This is a genomic window from Ruegeria sp. HKCCA4008 (assembly GCF_013033125.1).
Lineage (GTDB): Bacteria > Pseudomonadota > Alphaproteobacteria > Rhodobacterales > Rhodobacteraceae > Ruegeria.
Map to the genome: position 1 here is coordinate 1 of NZ_WQDM01000019.1, position 16,929 is coordinate 16,929.

Sequence of the window (16,929 nt, forward strand, 5' to 3'; positions counted from 1 at the left end):
ACCTCGTCAGGCTCACAACCTGAAGGTCAGAGGTTCAAACCCTGCTCCCGTAACCAATAATTCCAGACAGATATCAAAAATTTAGCGCCCCAAGGAGCGATGTCTGAGTTTCGGACGATCGGTCTCGGTGCTACTGCGGTGCTACGCCACAGAGCAAAGAACGTCTAACCGACGAACAGATGACGCGCCTTCAGCCATCGCACTAGCGGCCATCCTGCTGCTCTGGTTGTGAGTCAATGAGTCTCGAGCCTAAGTGACGGATTTAACTTCATTCGACTTTCGCTGTAAAAGAACTTTGCTTCCAACTCACATGAACTAACAGTAGAAATCACTGCTTCAACTCAGACTCGGCGAAGCGGCTTGCCGGGCCCGAAAATTGCAAAAATTTTCGAAAAACCATAAACTCAGCAGATTAAGGCCAAAAGCCATTTCCGGTTTTTGACAGAAAAGTCATACGAATACAGGAAATTCTCGGCTGAAATTTATTTCGTGGAGCCAAAAATATGACTGGAAAAAACACCTTTATTGACATGCACACCCACCTGTTCACGGCGCGATATTTGCCGTTGCACAGTATCTTCTACTTGTTCTTTTCACAGTATTGGCTTTCGCTTGGATTGGCCGTTCTGGCGCTTAGTGTGACCCGCATGAGCGACTTCAGCAGACCCGCGACGGAAGAACCTGATCAGGACGATTTGATCGACGCATTGCTTAATCACGATGTGGACCAGCTTATGCGGGCCATTGCACATCCGGTTCGTGAGAAGATTAGAGAGTTTCAATCGACACCCAACCCCAGCCACCGGGATTGGAAGGACATAGAGGAGCTGATCCGAGCCCTTAACGATATTGACCATGATATCAACTATTCAAGGGCGGGCGACCTCCCAATAGGTGTTCAGCTTGTGGGCGGTGGCAGAATTTCTGACAGGTCCGCTTTTGGAGACAGTGGCACGGACCCTGATTTGCTGGATCGGTTTATGGCCGAGGCCTTCAGGGTCGCTGGTCAAAAAGCGGCAGAAAGCGATTTCTTTCATGAAGCTGAACACATGCGCTCAGGTGGGTTGTACAAACCTGGCTCTGATGCAGGCTTTCGTGCCGCAGGCATTCCAACCGATCAAATCGGTAGCATCTTTCAGTTGCTTGAATTCATTGTCATCATGACCTTGTCCGAGCGAAACCGGTTCAAAGCGCTCAAGAGGGATTTCAAGAAGAATGGTCAGCCGAGTGACCCGGAAGCCAGCCTTTTCGTGGGCGTCCTGCTGGATATGCACCGCGCCTTCGAAAAACTCAAGAAGCCTGGGATGCTTGGGTTCTTACCGCCGTATTTTGACTTCACCGAACAAATGGACCGGATGCAGTTGCTCGCGGCTGAGAACCCGAATGAATTGATCAATTTTGGTGCGGTTGACCCGTTTCGAGGCGGGAACTGGAAACAGATCGTCGATTCAGGCGTTGCACTCGGAATAACGGGCTACAAAATCTATCCGCCCTTGGGGATCCGCCCGATCGATATGCGCGGCTACCAGACCCCGGTCGCCTCTGGGCGAAGTCTGGACAAGTACAGAAAAAAAGCATCGAACCCTGCGCCCTACCCGATGGCACAGGCCAAGATGGGTGACATCATTCGCCATTTCTCCAGCCACAACCTGCGTTTGTTTGCCCATTGCAACCCGATGGGATTTGAGGTGGAGAAAGGATACGGCGTCTATTCCGATCCAGAGTTATGGAAGCACGCGATGGAGACCCACAATGCCCGGAACCTTTGGTTGTTCCTGGCTCATGGTGGCGGCGCAAAAGAAGAAGATTGGATGGGTTGGGCAGCAGATAACACCCATTTCAAGCAAACATTTGCCTATCGTGCTATTCGCTTGGTTGAGGAATTCGACAATGTCTATCTTGGCTTGGGTCATATTTTGGGAATTCTGGACACAAAGCTCAAACCAAAGATATTTCAGCGATTAAAATCAGTACTAGTGGACAAGAGAACCCAAGGCGCACCGCACCATTTTCGGGACAAAGTGTGTTTTGGAACGGATTGGGCGATGCCCCTGATGGTCGGCAGAACCCGTGAATACCTGATCGAATTTGACAAGTTCTTCAGCGATCCACAGATCAGTCCTTGTGCACCTAACTTCTATGAAGGAAATGCAAAAAGATTCCTGGGTATTTGATGGATTTCCAGGCTGAGAGTGCCTGACCGGCGTCCATGACAACCTGAATTTCCGATGGCCCTGTTTCAAGCGGATTCCCGGTGCAGGGGCGATTCAGGAATATTATATTGTGCATTGTAAATACATGTTATGTTGGTTGGGGGGTATTTTTATGAGTCGTATTTTGGAAGAGTCCTATAGGGCTTACGAACCTCGTCCTTTTTCTGCGGATCAGCGCAAGGATGTCACCCTGTTGTTTGGTGGGGTCACATGGCGCGCCGAAAAACTGCTGGAAGGCCTGTTCAAAAGTGCGGGTTACAATGCGCAGCGCCTGCCTGATGTGACAGTTGAAGACTTGTACCTGGGACGTGAACTGGCGGATGTCGGACAGTGCTGCCCCACCGCCTTCACAACGGGCAACTTGTCGAGTTTTCTCAGAAACGAAGCCGAGGCTATCGGTGCTGACGAAGTGGCCGAAAAATATGTTTATGTGACCGCCGGAGCCTGCGGGGCCTGCCGTTTCGGTCAATATCACCAAAGCTATGAGCTTGCGCTGAAGAATCTGGGGCTCGAGGCGTTCAGGATGTTTCTGGTTCAGCAGCATGAAATCGATCAGTCGAAAGGCAAAGACGCCGGTTTGCAGACTGATATTCACCTGCTGCTGAGCACGGCCTTGGGCATGATGGCAGCGGATGCCATTCAGGATCTGGAATACCAGCTGCGGCCCTATGAGCTAGAGCAAGGCGCGACCAACCGGGCGGCGCAGAAGGCGGTTTCCGAGATATACGACGCCATGTTGAGCAGGCCTAAGCAAATGCCGAAATGGGGATCAGTCCTGTGGCATTCGACGACCAGACGCTTTCTGAAGGCCATGAGGCGTGCACGCGACCACTTTGAAGACATCCAGCTTGATCGATTGAGGGTCAAGCCGATGGTCAAAATCACCGGCGAGTTCTATCTGGCCACCGCCGAAGGGGTGCAGAACTACAATATGCACAAATGGCTTGAAGGCGAAGGCGCCGAAGTGCAGCCGGCGCCGATGGTCGTATGGTTCGATTACCTGATGCGGTATGGCGGACAAAAGCTCAAGCTGGGCTTCGGGATTAAAGACAAAGCGCGTCAGAACTATGCTCTGTTGAAACTTGGGCAGCGCTTTTTCAGGTTCAAATACGATCAGATGCGCCGGATGCTTGGGGGTGTTCCCCGTCCGATGCCCGATCAGGACAAGCTGCGGCAACTGGCGGCTCCTTTTTTTGACAACATGATCAACGGGGGTGAAGGTGATTTGCTGATCGCCAAGGCGATCTGGGCGCATACCCAGCGAAAGGCACATATGATTTGCGAGCTGTCGCCCTATGGCTGCCTTCCCAACACAATGAGCATCGGCGCAATGGCGGCCGTACAGGGCCGGTATCCGGACATGCTCTATGCCCCAATCGAGGTGAAAGGGGACAGCGACGTGCACGCTTTGTCGCGGTGCCAGATGGTGCTGGCAGACGCCAAGATCCGCGCGCAGGAGGAATTTGAGTCCGCTCTAGCCGCCGCCGGGTTGACCGCGGACGAGGCCAGAAAGCGCGCCGAAGAGCATCCCAAGGTCAACACGCCGTTTTGGAAAGTTCCCCATCGTGGCGCCGTGGGTACGGCATCCAATGTGGTGCTTGAGCTGGGAAATGCCACGTTGTGAAATTCGCTGGGGTAGATATTGGATCGACAACTGTAAAAGGCGTCGTGGTAGAGGATGGCGAAGTCATCTGGAAAGCCTATGGTCGTCACAAAACACGCCAGGCCGAGAAAACCCTTGAACTGCTGTCGCAGATGGAGCTGGAGGCCGGCCTGACCGCCGGTCGCGATGTTGTCACGTTTACAGGATCCGGGGCAGGGACGCTGGCAGATAATGTGAACGCGCGGCAAATCCAGGAAGTTGTCGCCGTCGCCGCCGCCGTCGAAGCGTTGCATCCGGATGTGCATTTCGTGTCTGAAATCGGCGGGGAAGACATGAAGACGTTGTTCTTCACGCCAACCTCCGCAGGTAAGGCCAAGCAGGTCTATATGCAATCAGCGTGCAGCGGCGGTACGGGCACCTTTATCGAAAAGTCCGCACGAAAACTGAACATTCCCCCGGACGAGCTGAACACTCTGCCATTCGATGGTCAAACCCTTCATCGGATCAGCGCTAAATGCGGGATCTTTGCAGAGACTGACGCAAACAGTCTGGTCAAGGCTGGAGTTCCCAAGACCGAAATCATCGCAAGCTTGTTCGACGCGGTCGTGCGGCAGAACCTGGCGACTTTGACAAAAGGCAACACCCCCACACCATCGGTGCTTTTGCTGGGTGGGCCGAACATGTTCTTTCAAGGTCTTCAGCAGGCATGGGCAAGCCATTTGGCCGCGCTCTGGGACGAGCGCAATGTCGTATTGAAAGCAGGACAGAGCGTCACCGATGCAATCCTGGTTCCCGGCGATGCCTTGTACTATGCAAGCCTCGGCTGCGTCGAGATCTCTCGTCGGGAACAAAATATATCCCGGGCCTATTCCGGCACGGATGGCCTGAAATGGTGGGTGGAAACAGGCCAGCACGGTGAAAAGGCCAAGACCGGGCAAGAGGCCTTGGCCCGGAACGGTGAACTCGTCCGGTTCCTTGAGGATTTTACCCAACCCGTGATCCAAATGCCCCAGCCCGTTGCGGCCGAGACATACTATGTCGGGTGCGATTTCGGCAGCACCACGGTCAAGGCGGTGGCGTTGGACCGCGACGCGGAAATCAAGGCTTCGGTCTATCAGCACAGTCAGGGAAACCCGATCGAAGATGCCAAGTCCGTTTTCCGCAAGTTGCGTGATGCAGGGATCGAGGATATCGGCGCTCTTGGCCTGACGGGGTACGGGAAAGATCTGTTGAAGGATATTTTGGGGGCGGACGTACCGGTGGTTGAGACGGTCGCACATGCGGCTGCTGCCATGCACATACATCCCGACGCAGACGCGATATGCGACGTCGGTGGGACCGATGTCAAAATCATGCTGTTGCGGCAGAAAGCGGTCGTCGATTTTCGGCTCAATTCCCAATGCTCTTCCGGCAATGGGGCGTTTCTTCAAGGTGTTGCCGAACGCTATGATGTCCGGCTGGAGGACTATGCCGAAAAAGCCTTTAGCGCGAAGCGGATGCCGAAACTGATGATGGGGTGCGGCGTGTTCCTTCAGTCCGACATCGTGAACCAGCAACGCAAAGGGTGGGCGGCAGAAGAAATCATGGCAAGCCTTGCTGCGGTCCTGCCCCTGAATGTTTGGGTCTATGCCGGGCAGTTTCAGAACCTCAAGGCCATCGGCAGGAAGTTTGTCCTGCAAGGTGGAACACATCGAAACCTGGCCGTCGTCAAAGCCCAGATCGATTTCATCAGGGGTAAAATTCCTGACGCGGAAATTACCGTGCACCCCCATGCTGGCGAGGCTGGCGCGTTGGGCGCCGCCCTTCTTGCGCTTGAACACGTGAACACCGGGCAAACGTCCCGGTTCGTCGGGCACGACCGCGTCGAAGAGTTGGAATATGTCAGTACAACCAACAGCAAAACCACCTGCAAGTGGTGTGCGATGAACTGTAGCCGGGCCTTTGTGGATGTTCAGATCCCCGGCGGTCGTGGCCGGGCAAACAGCAAGGTTCCTCTGGCGGAAGGGTGGGAGCGGGTGATTACCGGCAATTCTTGCTCGAAAGGGTTGATTGAAGACGCAGCCGAGATGAAAGCGCGAAAAAAGCAAATCGACGAGGAAGCGAATGCCAATCCAAATATTGCAGAAAGCGTTCGCGAAGGCGCCTTTCGCTAAGTCCAAACCACCCAAGCGGGATTTTCGGATCGGCATCCCTCGGGTCCTGAACCAGTGGTCGACACACAGGTTTTGGACGACATTGTTCGTTGAACTGGGAATCAATCGCCGCAATATCGTCTATTCGTCGGACACATCGGAAGCACAGCAGCTGAAATTCGGAAAAGGGCGTGGTGCTGTTGATTGCTGTTACCCCGTCAAGTGCATGTCCGGCCATTATGGTGAATTGCTGGACGGGCAAAAGCGCCCCATTGATATCCTGTTCGTTCCCATAGTCCTGACTGTCCCATCCTTTTTGCGGGGTCATGTCCGGGAAAATATGGCCTGCCCGCGCGTCATTGCCGGCCCAGAAAGTACTCGAGCCGGGTTTCGGCGGGAAAAGGACGTGTTCAAGGAACTGGGTGTACATTATCTTTCGCCGGCCGTGTCTTTGGCAGACCCACAAATTGCGACCCGGCAGCTGTTTGATGCCCTGAAGGGCGTAATCACCGACTTGCGCTTGGCTGAACTGCGCGCTGCGGTTGCCAAAGCCTATGACGCCCTTCAAGAGTTTGATCAGAGTCTGCGGCGGCAAAGTCTGGCAGTACTGTCCGAATGCGCCACACAACATCGACCTTGCATCCTGGCCCTGGGTCGCCCGTACCACATGGACACCGGAATTGGCCACGCCATCGAAAGTGAGTTGCAGGCCTTTGGCTATCCGATCCTCTGGGGTCAATACCTGCCATTGGACGCCGAGATACTGGATTGGTTGTACGGCGATCTGATCAAAGCTGGCCGAATTCAAAGCCCTTTTGACATTTCGGATATTTGGAAAACATCCCACAGTGCAAACACAAACGAACTTCTGTGGGCTGCACGCTATGGATCTATTATGCCGTGGATAACCTGTTCAATCAGGTTTTCCAGCTATGAATGCGGAATGGACCAGCCGACATATTCACCAGTCCAGGAAATTACCGAAGCGCTTGGAACGCTTTTCTTCGTGTTTCAGGATCTCGATGAGACGAAACCTGCCGGATCTGTTCGAATTCGCGTGGAAACCATTGCTTACTATCTGGAACAGAAATCACCGAAAATCATTCAGAGCAAACTGGAGGCCCTGAAAACTGCACCACCTGAATTGCTGTTGCCAACTTGATCCAATGGCCGGTTTTCAGGGTGGTAGGGCACCCGTTTGCGGGCGCGAGGCCAAAAGCGGTTCAGGCTGTGTTGACGTCGCGACGCGAAAGTAGCTTCTGAACAAACAACCTGGGGCTTATCGACTAAGATGGGGATTTGGGGGATATTTCGCATAGAGTTGGCGCGGGGGCGATGCTTTGCTGAAACACATTGTGGACTCTGAAAATCCGATCGACGATGGAAAAATAAGACGAAAGATGCAGGTTGTTAACGTTGCTGCCTTTATTGCGTCGCTTGGGTTCGGTTTCACAGCTTTCTACCAGTTCCAACTTGGACCAGACTGGAGATATCTTGCATGGGTAAACTTTGGTCTTGGCTTCGCGGCGCTTTTGACGATGACGCTGGATCGCTTCGGCCTTGAGGTCAAAGTCGCTTATTTTACAGTGTGGTTGTTCCTGTTTCTGGCCCATGACATCAGCGTCGGCAAAAACGGTGAAGATCATCTGGTCTTGCTTGTCGGCCCGCCCTTGCTTTTTTATTTTTTAGGGGCCGCATATTGGCGTTGGATCACTCTGATAACGATCCTCAGCGCAGCTTTGTTTATTTATATATCGCTTGTCGTTCCTTTGCACATACCGCCCGGCGAAACGATTTGGGATATTATTGCGCAGTCATATCGGGACGGATTTGTAAGGCAACCTCAAGATGTTATTTTCATTGTGCTGATTTTGGGAATCGTCTCGGCGCTTTTTTTCACCTCTTATTCTGCAAATGCCGCAATAGATCGTTACGAAGACGCTTTGGAAAAGGAATTTGCTGTTTCCGAGCGGTTGATAAATGTTCTGCTGCCTTCACGTATTGCCAAGCGCATCAAAGCACATCCGGACAGGCTAATTGCTGAAAGAATTGATGACGCCACAATTCTGTTTTCTGATTTGTCTGGATTTTCTGAATTCGCGGCCGCCAATGGGGCAAGGGCGACGGTCAAATTGCTGGGCTCCGTATTCTCAGCATTCGATGAACTGGTTTTGAGCTACAAGCTGGAGAAAATCAAAACCATCGGTGACAGTTACATGGTTGCAGGTGGTCTGGACCCCTCGGTCAAAGAGAGGCAACCGGATTCTGTTCGCATGGCGGCGTTGGCGATTGATATGATTGCGACGGTCGAGCGGGTGACAGACAATCTGCATCCAAAGGTGTCCCTGCGGGTCGGAATTCACAAAGGCCCGGTAATCGCAGGTGTAATCGGCGGCGACAAACCGTTTTTTGACGTTTGGGGTGATACAGTCAACATCGCCTCAAGAATGGAAAGCACCGGAGAGCCCGGGCGCGTTCAAATCTCACCCGAGGTAAGAGATGAGATAGCAGAATATGTGGATTGCGAGAGACGAGAGGTTATCAATATCAAGGGAAATGGCGAAATCCAACCGTATTGGCTGCTGAAAGTCCACGACAAACCTGTGACTTCACACTCGTCCGAGCGGCTCATCAAAGGCTGAAAACCTTATCTTCTCGGTGAAACGTCCCAAGGTCAGTGCGGGTTCAATCAGTGACTGGACTGGGGCGTACCTGAGTCAGTTGAAACAACAGATCACATGGAGGTAGGTGCAGGTCGCAGCCGGGTGGCCTGTTGAGACGGTGGGGGCATGCCTTTGACGCCAGACCTTATTTCAAGAGCGAGCCGCCGGCTGAAGACCCCGGCGGCCCGGACCTTGGCGCTTTACGGTGAAACTGGGAAAGCCGTAGTCAGCGGTTTTAAGCGGCGATTTCCTGCTCGGATGCGCTGAGCGAGATGACAAGCACGACTGCCGCACCGTTCAACCAGTAAAACACCGCATCCAGTCCTGAGAACCCCAGAATGCTGGGTGCAAACAGGAAGGTGATGCCGACAATCAAATCTACGGCCAGATGGAACTTGTAGGGAAGGACCCGCCAAATCCCAAGGTGGTGATCCGTCAGTACCGTCAGAACAAACGCAGCAACACCGGTGACAACCGACAGCCACAGGGCCAGTGGATTGGATTGGCCCAATCCCAACAGGAACGGCAACGTCATGAGTGCAATGGCGACAGGGTAGTCGAGGTAAGCATGGACAGAGCGGGTAACGAAACGCAGGGGCATGAGATCTTCCTTTTCTCAATCAATGATAAAGGGAAGGTAGGACGCCAAAGCCGAACGCTGAATTCCTGATCGTCTCTGATACTATGCAGATCGTTCAGAAAACCTGGGGGATCAATGCATCGCTCGGTACGCAGCCGGTGACAGCCCAACCTGTTTCTTGAACACGCGTGAGAAAGCCGCCTCCGAGGCATACCCGACCTCGGCCGCTGCATCTGCCACGTTCCATCGTGCCTCGGTCAGGCCGTGGCATGCGATCTGCATCCGCCAATCCGTGAGGTACTGCATCGGCGTAGTATCCATCTTTTCAGCAAAAAGCTGAGCAAAGGCAGTGCGCGACATACCCGCCACACGTGCCAAAGACGCGACGCTCCAGTCCTTGGCCGGGTCCTGGTGGAACGCGGTCAAGGCCCGCGAGATGCGCTGATCAGCAAATCCTGCCAATGCGGAATCCTGCGGGCTCTGACGCTCCAGATAGGCCCGGATCGCCTGAGCGAACAGGGCCTCGGACAGTTTCAGCGCGATCAGGTCGCCACCGATTCTTGCGCCTGAGACCTCAGAGCCGATCATGCGCAGGGTGGCTTCCATCCACGATCCGGCCTCTTCGCCATAATTCTCGATCAGGATATAGGGCGGCAGGCGGTCGATCAGCATATGCCCGGTGCCGTTTCGGCCGGCCGGGCCGGTGAAAGAGAAATGACCGCAGATCAGCTGTGTATCCCGTTCCTCGTCATCACCGCCATAGACCAGCACGCCTTCGCCCGTGTAGCCCGCGCGCTCCAGCACCTGCTCCAGGGGCAATGCGTCCAACGGCTTGACCTCGGCACAGAGCAATGCGTGCGGCGCCCCATGGGGGATCAGGATCAGGTCCCCCTGCCTCAACCGCAAGGTTTCCCCCGTGGTCGAGACATGAACCTTGAGCTCACCACGCTGCACAAAATGAAACCGCGCCACGTTTTCGAATCCCGGCACCTGAATTCCGAAGGGCGGAGTGAATGACGTGCGGAAGTAAAACGTGCCGCGCAAGGAAAGGCGGGTGAGAATATCGCTGAGAAGGTCCAACATGTGCCGAAGATACGCAATTTGTGCAATCCGTCCAGATGGCCGAACGGTTTGCACAAAAAATTGCACGTTTGGCAACAAAAAGCCCCCGACAAAGCGGGGGCAATATCTTACGAGCGAACCAGTTTCTCGTAATCTTCGGCGATTTGGCGGGTCAGGTCGCCGACCTCGAATGTATATTCGCCGATCTGTCCGACAGGTGTTACCTCGGCCGCGGTGCCGGTCAGCCAGCACTGTTCGAAGTCAGCCATTTCTTCGGGCTTGATGCGGCGCTCATGCACGGTGATGCCCTTGTCTTTCAGCATTTGGATCACCGTCTGGCGGGTGATGCCGTTCAGGAAGCAGTCTGCCAGCGGGGTATGCACCTCGCCATCCTTGACGAAAAACACGTTTGCGCCGGTGGCCTCGGCGACATATCCGCGCCAGTCCATGAACAATGCGTCCGAGCATCCTTTGGCCTCGGCTTTGTGCTTGGATATGGTGCAAATCATGTAAAGACCCGCCGCCTTGGCATGGACCGGGATGGTTTCCGGGCTGGGGCGTTTCCATTCGGCGATATCCAGCTTGGCACCCTGCATCTTGGCATCGCCGTAATAGGCGCCCCAAGGCCAGACTGCGATGGCCATGCGCACCGGATTGCGCGCCGAGGCCACGCCCATGTCCTCACCCGAGCCACGCCAGACCAGCGCCCGCACATACGCGTCCTGCAAACCGCTGGCTTTCAGCGCCTCTTCCTTGGCGGCTTCGATTTCATCAACCGAATAAGGCATCGGCATGTCCAGCGCTTCGGCCGAGGCGATCAGACGCTGGGAATGTTCGCGGCTTTTGAAGATCTTGCCGTTGTATGCGCGTTCGCCTTCGAATACCGATGACGCATAGTGCATTGCGTGGGTCAGAATGTGCACATTGGCCTCACGCCAGGGCACCAGCTTGCCATCCATCCAAATGGTGCCATCACGATCATCATACCCCGCCATGCGAAACCTCCTGAACCGGGTTGAGTTTTCGATTGTTGCGCAATTTAGGTCCGGTGCGGACACAATATTGCGCAAAAACTGCAAATCGATACCGCTCTACTCTTGGAATGTCAATAACGCTGACATAAACTCGGCCCGGTAGTCACGAATGAGGCATGATATGTCCGACATCCGTCCGGCCCCGCGTTATGGGGGCGAGAGCCTTTTGTTTTTGACCGATGAGCAATTAAGGCAGGGGATCGAGGCCATGTTCTTCGCCTATCGTGGCTTTACGGCTGATCCCGATCGCATCCTCGCAGAGATGGCCTATGGCCGCGCCCACCATCGGGCAATCCACTTCATCAACCGCGCGCCGGGCACGACGGTCAACAATTTGTTGGCCATCCTTGGCGTAACAAAACAGTCTCTGAACAGGGTTTTGCGAACCTTGATCGAGGATGGTTTGGTGGAAAGCCGCGTGGGTACAGTGGACAAACGCGAACGCCACCTATTTCTGACAGAAAAGGGGCAGTCGCTGGAAACCACGTTGTCGGATGCTCAGCGGGCAAGAATGCGCGCCGCCTACAAGGATGCCGGTCCCGAAGCCGTGGCCGGTTTTCGCAAAGTGCTTGAAGCGATGATGGATGCTGATATGCGTCATGCCTATACGAAACTTCGGGATACAACCACATGAGCGATATGGATGCCCATCTGCTGATTGTTGACGACGACGAGCGCATTCGTGATCTGCTCAAGAAGTTTTTGATGCGAAACGGGTTTCTGGTTACTGCGGCACGGGATGCGGCCCACGCGCGGCGCGTATTGTCGGGGTTGGATTTCGACATGATCGTCATGGATGTGATGATGCCGGGCGAGGATGGTGTCAGCCTGACCCGTTCTTTGCGGGAAACGCATACGACACCGATCCTGCTGCTGACCGCAAAGGGCGAGACGGAACACCGGATCGCGGGTCTCGAGGCCGGGGCGGATGATTACCTGGCAAAACCGTTCGAGCCGAAAGAGCTGCTGTTGCGGATCAATGCGATCCTGCGCCGGATGCCGGAAACGCCGGCAGAAGAAACCACGGCGAAGATCCTGAACCTCGGGCCCATCCGCTATGACATTGAACGCGGTGAGATGTGGCAGGGCGAAGACCCGGTCCGTCTGACCGCAACCGAAAGCCAGTTGATGAAGATATTCTCGGCCCAGCCCGGAGAGCCGATCAGCCGCGCCAAGCTGGTCGAGGATTTGGGGCGCGACAAGGGTCAGGCGCAGGAGCGCGCGGTGGATGTACAGATCACGCGCCTTCGGCGCAAAATCGAACAGGACCCCAAGCAGCCACGCTATTTGCAGACTGTGCGGGGCGCGGGGTATATGCTTGCGCCGGATTGAGATGCCGCTGCGCGGCGTTTTTTGGCCTTCGGCGAGGATATTTGTAGCCAGATGAAGATGGGATCCCAATGACAACCGCCCTTTTGACCCACGCCGATTGTCTGGGCCATGTGACACCTGACGGGCACCCGGAGCGGGTGGCGCGGTTGGAGCATATTCTGCATGCATTGGAAGCGCTGGAGCTGAAGCGGGTGACGGCTCCGATGGCTGCGGATGACGATCTTCTGCGCATTCACCCCGAGAGCTATGTTCGCGACATTCGGGCCGCGCACCCTGCGGACGGGTTCGCACAGATCGACGGGGATACGTTCCTGTCTCCGGGATCGGTGGACGCAGCTTACCGCGCGGCGGGTGCGGTGGTGCGGGCCGTTGATCTGGTTTTGAGCGGTGAAGCCTCGAACGCGTTCTGTGCCATTCGCCCGCCGGGGCATCATGCGGAAACCGAAACGGCCATGGGCTTTTGCCTGTTTGGAAATGCAGCATTGGCGGCGAAACACGCGCTGGACCATCACGGTTTGAAACATGTGGCCGTGGTCGACTTCGACGTGCATCACGGCAATGGAACCCAGGACCTGTTGTGGGATGAAGCGCGGGCATTGGTGATAACCAGCCAGCAGATGCCTTTGTGGCCCGGATCGGGCCGGCCCGAGGAAACGGGTGTTTACGATACGGTTCTCAATATCCCTCTGGCGCCCGGCAGTGGTGGCGCCGAGATGCGTGCCGCCTATGAAACGAAGGCCTTTCCGCGCTTGCGGGCCTTCAGGCCGGAACTGATTATCATTTCCGCCGGGTTCGACGCCCATCAGGACGACCCGCTGGCCAATCTGAACTGGGCCACTGATGACTTCGCCTGGATCACCGCCGAGCTGTGCAGGATTGCCGACGAGGTTTGCGACGGTCGTATCGTCTCGACTCTGGAAGGCGGGTATGATCTGAACGCACTGGCCCAGGCCACACGCGCCCATGTGGAAGAATTGATAAAGGCAGCCCGATGACCCAGACCCCCGTAGACCAGATGACATTCGAACAGGCGATGAAAGAGCTTGAAGCCGTAGTCGGCCAGCTGGAACGTGGCGATGTCGCGCTGGATCAATCAATTGCGCTGTACGAACGCGGCGCGGCGCTGAAAAAGCGGTGCGAGGAGGAGTTGAAGCGCGCGGAAGAAAAAGTCGCAGCGATCACTCTGGACGCCAGTGGTCAGCCGACCGGTACGACGCCTGTCGAAGGTATGTGAATGTTCCCCGAAAGACTTGCGCAGGATGCTGCCAGCATTCAAAGCCATTTTGATCTGGTTTTGGGCGCGTTTGCAGACGTGGGTGTCACCCGGGCCATGGCGTATGCCACCCGAGGCGGAAAGCGGCTGCGCGGGTTTCTGGCATTGGAAAGTGCCCGACTGCACGGTGTTGAAGAAGACCGGGCGATCTGGCCGGCCACGGCCATAGAGGCGCTGCACGCTTATTCCCTGGTGCATGACGACCTGCCCTGCATGGATGACGATGACCTGCGCCGCGGGCGGCCCACCGTTCACGTAGAGTGGGATGAGGGCACGGCTGTTCTCGCCGGGGATGCCCTTCAGACGCTTGCTTTTGAACTTTGCACCTGTTCGCAGGTTGGGTCCGCAGACATTCGCGCAGACCTTGCCCTGACCCTGGCCAAAGCCAGCGGCGCACAAGGTATGGTGCTGGGACAGGCGCTGGACATTGCCGCAGAAACGGCCGCCGAACCGCTGTCGCTGGACGAAATCACGCGTCTTCAGGCCGGAAAGACAGGCGCCCTGATCGAGTGGTCTGCCTGCGTTGGCGCCGTTATGGCCCGATCCGATCCTGACCCGTTGCGCCGATATGCCCGGGCAATGGGTCTTGCTTTTCAGATCGCAGATGACATCCTTGATATTGAAGGCGATGCCCAAAAGGCGGGCAAGCGATTGCAAAAAGATACTGAGGCAGGGAAAGCCACTTTTGTTTCGCTTTTGGGTCTGCCCGCTGCCAAAGCCCGCGCAAGTGAGCTGGTGGATCAGGCCTGCGCCGCTTTGGACGGGTTTGGTCCGAAGGCGGAAACCTTGAAGGAAGCCGCCCGCTTCGTTATTGCCCGGGACAGCTAAGCCAGGAACGCGCCACATGTCTGACCGCCCCAATACGCCCCTGCTGGATCTTGTGAACCGCCCTGCGGATCTCAAGCAGTTCTCGGACGCGCAACTGCACCAGGTCGCACAGGAGTTGCGGGCCGAAACAATTTCGGCGGTTGCCGTCACCGGCGGGCATCTGGGGGCCGGCTTGGGGGTTGTTGAACTGACCACCGCCTTGCACGCCGTGTTTGATACGCCCCGAGACAAGATCATCTGGGATGTGGGTCATCAGTGTTATCCGCACAAAATCCTGACCGAACGACGTGATCGCATCCGCACATTGCGCATGAAAGGTGGGCTCAGTGGTTTCACCAAGCGCAGCGAAAGCCCCTATGACCCATTTGGCGCGGCGCATTCCAGCACGTCGATCAGCGCTGCTTTGGGCTTTGCTGTTGCGCGGGATCTGGGTGGTGTAACGCCCGAAGGGTTGGGCGACGCAATTGCGGTGATCGGCGATGGTTCGATGTCTGCGGGCATGGCCTTTGAAGCGATGAACAATGCAGGCCACCTGAAAAAGCGTCTGATCGTCATTCTGAACGATAACGAAATGAGCATCGCGCCGCCAGTTGGTGCGTTGTCCAGCTATTTGTCGCGTATCTATTCCGAAGAACCGTTTCACGATCTGAAAGCCGCTGCAAAAGGCGCTGTCTCATTGCTGCCCGAGCCGTTCCGGGAGGGCGCCAAGCGCGCCAAAGAGATGCTGAAAGGCATGGCGGTGGGCGGCACGCTGTTCGAAGAGCTTGGGTTTTCCTATCTCGGCCCGATAGATGGCCATGACATGGACCAGCTGCTGCCTGTTCTGCGTACGGTCAAATCAAGGGCAACCGGGCCGATTCTGATCCATGTATTGACGAAAAAAGGCAAGGGGTATGCCCCCGCCGAACAGGCCCGCGACAAAGGCCATGCCACGGCCAAGTTCGATGTGGTTACTGGGGAGCAAAAGAAGGCACCTTCAAACGCGCCCTCTTACACGTCTGTATTTGGCAAGGCGCTGGTGGATGAGGCCGCGCGTGACGACAAGATCGTTGCCGTGACCGCTGCGATGCCCGACGGAACTGGCCTCAATCTGTTCGCCGAGCGCTATCCGTCACGTTGCTTTGATGTGGCGATTGCCGAACAGCACGGCGTGACGTTTTCGGCTGCGCTTGCCGCAGGAGGAATGAAGCCGTTCTGCGCAATGTATTCGACCTTTCTCCAGCGTGGTTACGATCAGGTGGTCCATGACGTGGCGATTCAGCGCCTGCCTGTACGTTTTGCAATCGACAGGGCAGGTTTGGTCGGGGCTGACGGCGCCACCCATGCGGGGTCGTTCGACATTGCCTATTTGGCCAACCTGCCCGGTATGGTCGTCATGGCTGCCGCAGACGAGGCCGAGCTGATGCATATGGTGGCGACTGCCGCTGCGCATGACGAAGGCCCCATTGCGTTCCGCTATCCGCGCGGCGAAGGTGTCGGGGTGGACTTGCCCGAACGCGGCGAGGTTCTGGAAATCGGCAAGGGCCGCGTTATCCGGGAAGGTGCGCGGGTGGCTCTGCTTTCATTCGGTACACGTCTGGCAGAGGTTCAGAAGGCGGCGGAATCCCTTTCAGCCAAAGGCATAACGCCCACGATTGCCGACGCTCGTTTTGCCAAACCTCTTGACCGTGACCTGATCCTGGATCTGGTGTCCCGCCACGAGGCGTTGATCACCATAGAAGAAGGGGCCGTTGGGGGTTTTGGCAGCCATGTCGCTCAACTTTTGGCGGATGAAGGTGTATTTGATCGGGGCCTGAAATACCGCTCGATGGTTTTGCCTGATATCTTCATCGATCAAGCCAGCCCCGCGGACATGTATGCGGTGGCCGGCATGAATGCCGAGCATATCGAAGCGAAAGTTCTGGACGTTCTGGGTGTCGCCTCGATCGGAGAGAAACGCGCTTAACGCGCCTGTCGGCAGGGCAGCGGACGTTGCGAGGGCCGAAATCCGTTTGACTTGGATTTATCTGGTGCCGCTGAGGGAAATCCAAAACCAAAATCTTGGAGCACCACGGAACACTCATGTTTTCTGACCATATCTAAAATACGTTTCTATGTTTCCCGCTATTCCGTTCTGCACCACTATACCCCATAGCTAGGCTCAGGATGCATTGATTTTAGCTGCGCTGCGTGACTCACGGCTCCCAGAACGGAGGGGAGACAAGAGCGA

The 16,929-nt window shown here is 55.8% G+C and carries 14 protein-coding genes; 11 read left to right on the forward strand and 3 right to left on the reverse strand.

Annotated features, from left to right (window positions below; translation table 11 throughout):
- Positions 1–503 precede the first annotated feature (503 nt).
- The 5 genes from GOW60_RS20825 to GOW60_RS20845 all read left to right on the forward strand — a co-directional run bounded on the left by GOW60_RS20825 (position 504) and on the right by GOW60_RS20845 (position 8,590).
- A complete protein-coding gene (locus GOW60_RS20825; RefSeq protein WP_171230793.1) occupies positions 504–2,174 on the forward strand; it encodes a hypothetical protein in 1,671 nt (556 codons plus the stop codon).
- A gap of 151 nt (positions 2,175–2,325) precedes the next feature.
- Entirely contained in the window at positions 2,326–3,837 is a 1,512-nt protein-coding gene (locus GOW60_RS20830; RefSeq protein ID WP_171230794.1) for a hypothetical protein, read from the forward strand.
- Complete coding sequence (locus GOW60_RS21510; RefSeq protein WP_171230795.1) at positions 3,834–5,969, forward strand: BadF/BadG/BcrA/BcrD ATPase family protein; 2,136 nt, start codon at positions 3,834–3,836, stop codon at positions 5,967–5,969. The genes GOW60_RS20830 and GOW60_RS21510 overlap by 4 nt, the downstream gene beginning before the upstream one ends.
- Positions 5,920–7,110: an acyl-CoA dehydratase activase-related protein gene (locus tag GOW60_RS20840; RefSeq protein WP_171230796.1), complete on the forward strand. Its 1,191-nt coding sequence runs from the start codon at positions 5,920–5,922 to the stop codon at positions 7,108–7,110. The genes GOW60_RS21510 and GOW60_RS20840 overlap by 50 nt, the downstream gene beginning before the upstream one ends.
- Positions 7,111–7,288: 178 nt before the next feature.
- Positions 7,289–8,590, forward strand: a complete 1,302-nt coding sequence (locus GOW60_RS20845) for an adenylate/guanylate cyclase domain-containing protein (protein WP_171230797.1) — start codon at positions 7,289–7,291, stop codon at positions 8,588–8,590.
- A gap of 256 nt (positions 8,591–8,846) precedes the next feature.
- On the opposite strand, the gene GOW60_RS20850 is transcribed toward GOW60_RS20845, so the two are convergent.
- From GOW60_RS20850 to GOW60_RS20860, 3 genes are all read right to left on the reverse strand, one after another.
- Complete coding sequence (locus GOW60_RS20850; protein ID WP_171230798.1) at positions 8,847–9,212, reverse strand: hypothetical protein; 366 nt, start codon at positions 9,210–9,212, stop codon at positions 8,847–8,849.
- Between the two features lie 111 nt (positions 9,213–9,323).
- On the reverse strand, positions 9,324–10,274 hold the full coding sequence (locus GOW60_RS20855) for an AraC family transcriptional regulator (RefSeq protein ID WP_171230799.1): 951 nt from the start codon (positions 10,272–10,274) through the stop codon (positions 9,324–9,326).
- Between the two features lie 107 nt (positions 10,275–10,381).
- On the reverse strand, positions 10,382–11,248 hold the full coding sequence (locus tag GOW60_RS20860; RefSeq protein ID WP_152459689.1) for a branched-chain amino acid aminotransferase: 867 nt from the start codon (positions 11,246–11,248) through the stop codon (positions 10,382–10,384).
- A gap of 160 nt (positions 11,249–11,408) precedes the next feature.
- On the opposite strand from GOW60_RS20860, the gene GOW60_RS20865 reads away from it, so the two are divergent.
- From GOW60_RS20865 to dxs, 6 genes are all read left to right on the forward strand, one after another.
- Positions 11,409–11,921 carry a MarR family winged helix-turn-helix transcriptional regulator gene (locus tag GOW60_RS20865; RefSeq protein ID WP_152459690.1) on the forward strand — a complete coding sequence of 171 codons (513 nt, stop codon included), beginning with the start codon at positions 11,409–11,411 and terminating at the stop codon, positions 11,919–11,921.
- Positions 11,918–12,619, forward strand: a complete 702-nt coding sequence (locus GOW60_RS20870) for a response regulator (protein WP_171171906.1) — start codon at positions 11,918–11,920, stop codon at positions 12,617–12,619. Before GOW60_RS20865 ends, GOW60_RS20870 begins: the two co-directional genes overlap by 4 nt.
- A 68-nt stretch (positions 12,620–12,687) precedes the next feature.
- Positions 12,688–13,614, forward strand: a complete 927-nt coding sequence (locus GOW60_RS20875; protein WP_171230800.1) for a histone deacetylase family protein — start codon at positions 12,688–12,690, stop codon at positions 13,612–13,614.
- Positions 13,611–13,853 carry an exodeoxyribonuclease VII small subunit gene (locus tag GOW60_RS20880; protein WP_152459693.1) on the forward strand — a complete coding sequence of 81 codons (243 nt, stop codon included), beginning with the start codon at positions 13,611–13,613 and terminating at the stop codon, positions 13,851–13,853. The genes GOW60_RS20875 and GOW60_RS20880 overlap by 4 nt, the downstream gene beginning before the upstream one ends.
- Entirely contained in the window at positions 13,854–14,720 is an 867-nt protein-coding gene (locus GOW60_RS20885; protein WP_171230801.1) for a polyprenyl synthetase family protein, read from the forward strand.
- Between the two features lie 16 nt (positions 14,721–14,736).
- Positions 14,737–16,665 (forward strand): 1-deoxy-D-xylulose-5-phosphate synthase, encoded by a 1,929-nt coding sequence (gene dxs, locus GOW60_RS20890; RefSeq protein ID WP_171207120.1) that lies wholly within the window; start codon positions 14,737–14,739, stop codon positions 16,663–16,665.
- Positions 16,666–16,929 lie beyond the last annotated feature (264 nt).

Excerpts from the sequence above, each read along its gene's own strand:
- GOW60_RS20825 (WP_171230793.1), top strand. The coding sequence starts at position 504 with ATGACTGGAAAAAACACCTTTATTGACATGCACACCCACCTGTTCACG.
- GOW60_RS20830 (WP_171230794.1), top strand. The coding sequence starts at position 2,326 with ATGAGTCGTATTTTGGAAGAGTCCTATAGGGCTTACGAACCTCGTCCT.
- GOW60_RS20840 (WP_171230796.1), top strand. The coding sequence starts at position 5,920 with ATGCCAATCCAAATATTGCAGAAAGCGTTCGCGAAGGCGCCTTTCGCT.
- GOW60_RS20850 (WP_171230798.1), bottom strand. The coding sequence starts at position 9,212 with ATGCCCCTGCGTTTCGTTACCCGCTCTGTCCATGCTTACCTCGACTAC.
- GOW60_RS20855 (WP_171230799.1), bottom strand. The coding sequence starts at position 10,274 with ATGTTGGACCTTCTCAGCGATATTCTCACCCGCCTTTCCTTGCGCGGC.
- GOW60_RS20860 (WP_152459689.1), bottom strand. The coding sequence starts at position 11,248 with ATGGCGGGGTATGATGATCGTGATGGCACCATTTGGATGGATGGCAAG.
- GOW60_RS20865 (WP_152459690.1), top strand. The coding sequence starts at position 11,409 with ATGTCCGACATCCGTCCGGCCCCGCGTTATGGGGGCGAGAGCCTTTTG.
- GOW60_RS20870 (WP_171171906.1), top strand. The coding sequence starts at position 11,918 with ATGAGCGATATGGATGCCCATCTGCTGATTGTTGACGACGACGAGCGC.
- GOW60_RS20875 (WP_171230800.1), top strand. The coding sequence starts at position 12,688 with ATGACAACCGCCCTTTTGACCCACGCCGATTGTCTGGGCCATGTGACA.
- GOW60_RS20880 (WP_152459693.1), top strand. The coding sequence starts at position 13,611 with ATGACCCAGACCCCCGTAGACCAGATGACATTCGAACAGGCGATGAAA.
- GOW60_RS20885 (WP_171230801.1), top strand. The coding sequence starts at position 13,854 with ATGTTCCCCGAAAGACTTGCGCAGGATGCTGCCAGCATTCAAAGCCAT.
- dxs (WP_171207120.1), top strand. The coding sequence starts at position 14,737 with ATGTCTGACCGCCCCAATACGCCCCTGCTGGATCTTGTGAACCGCCCT.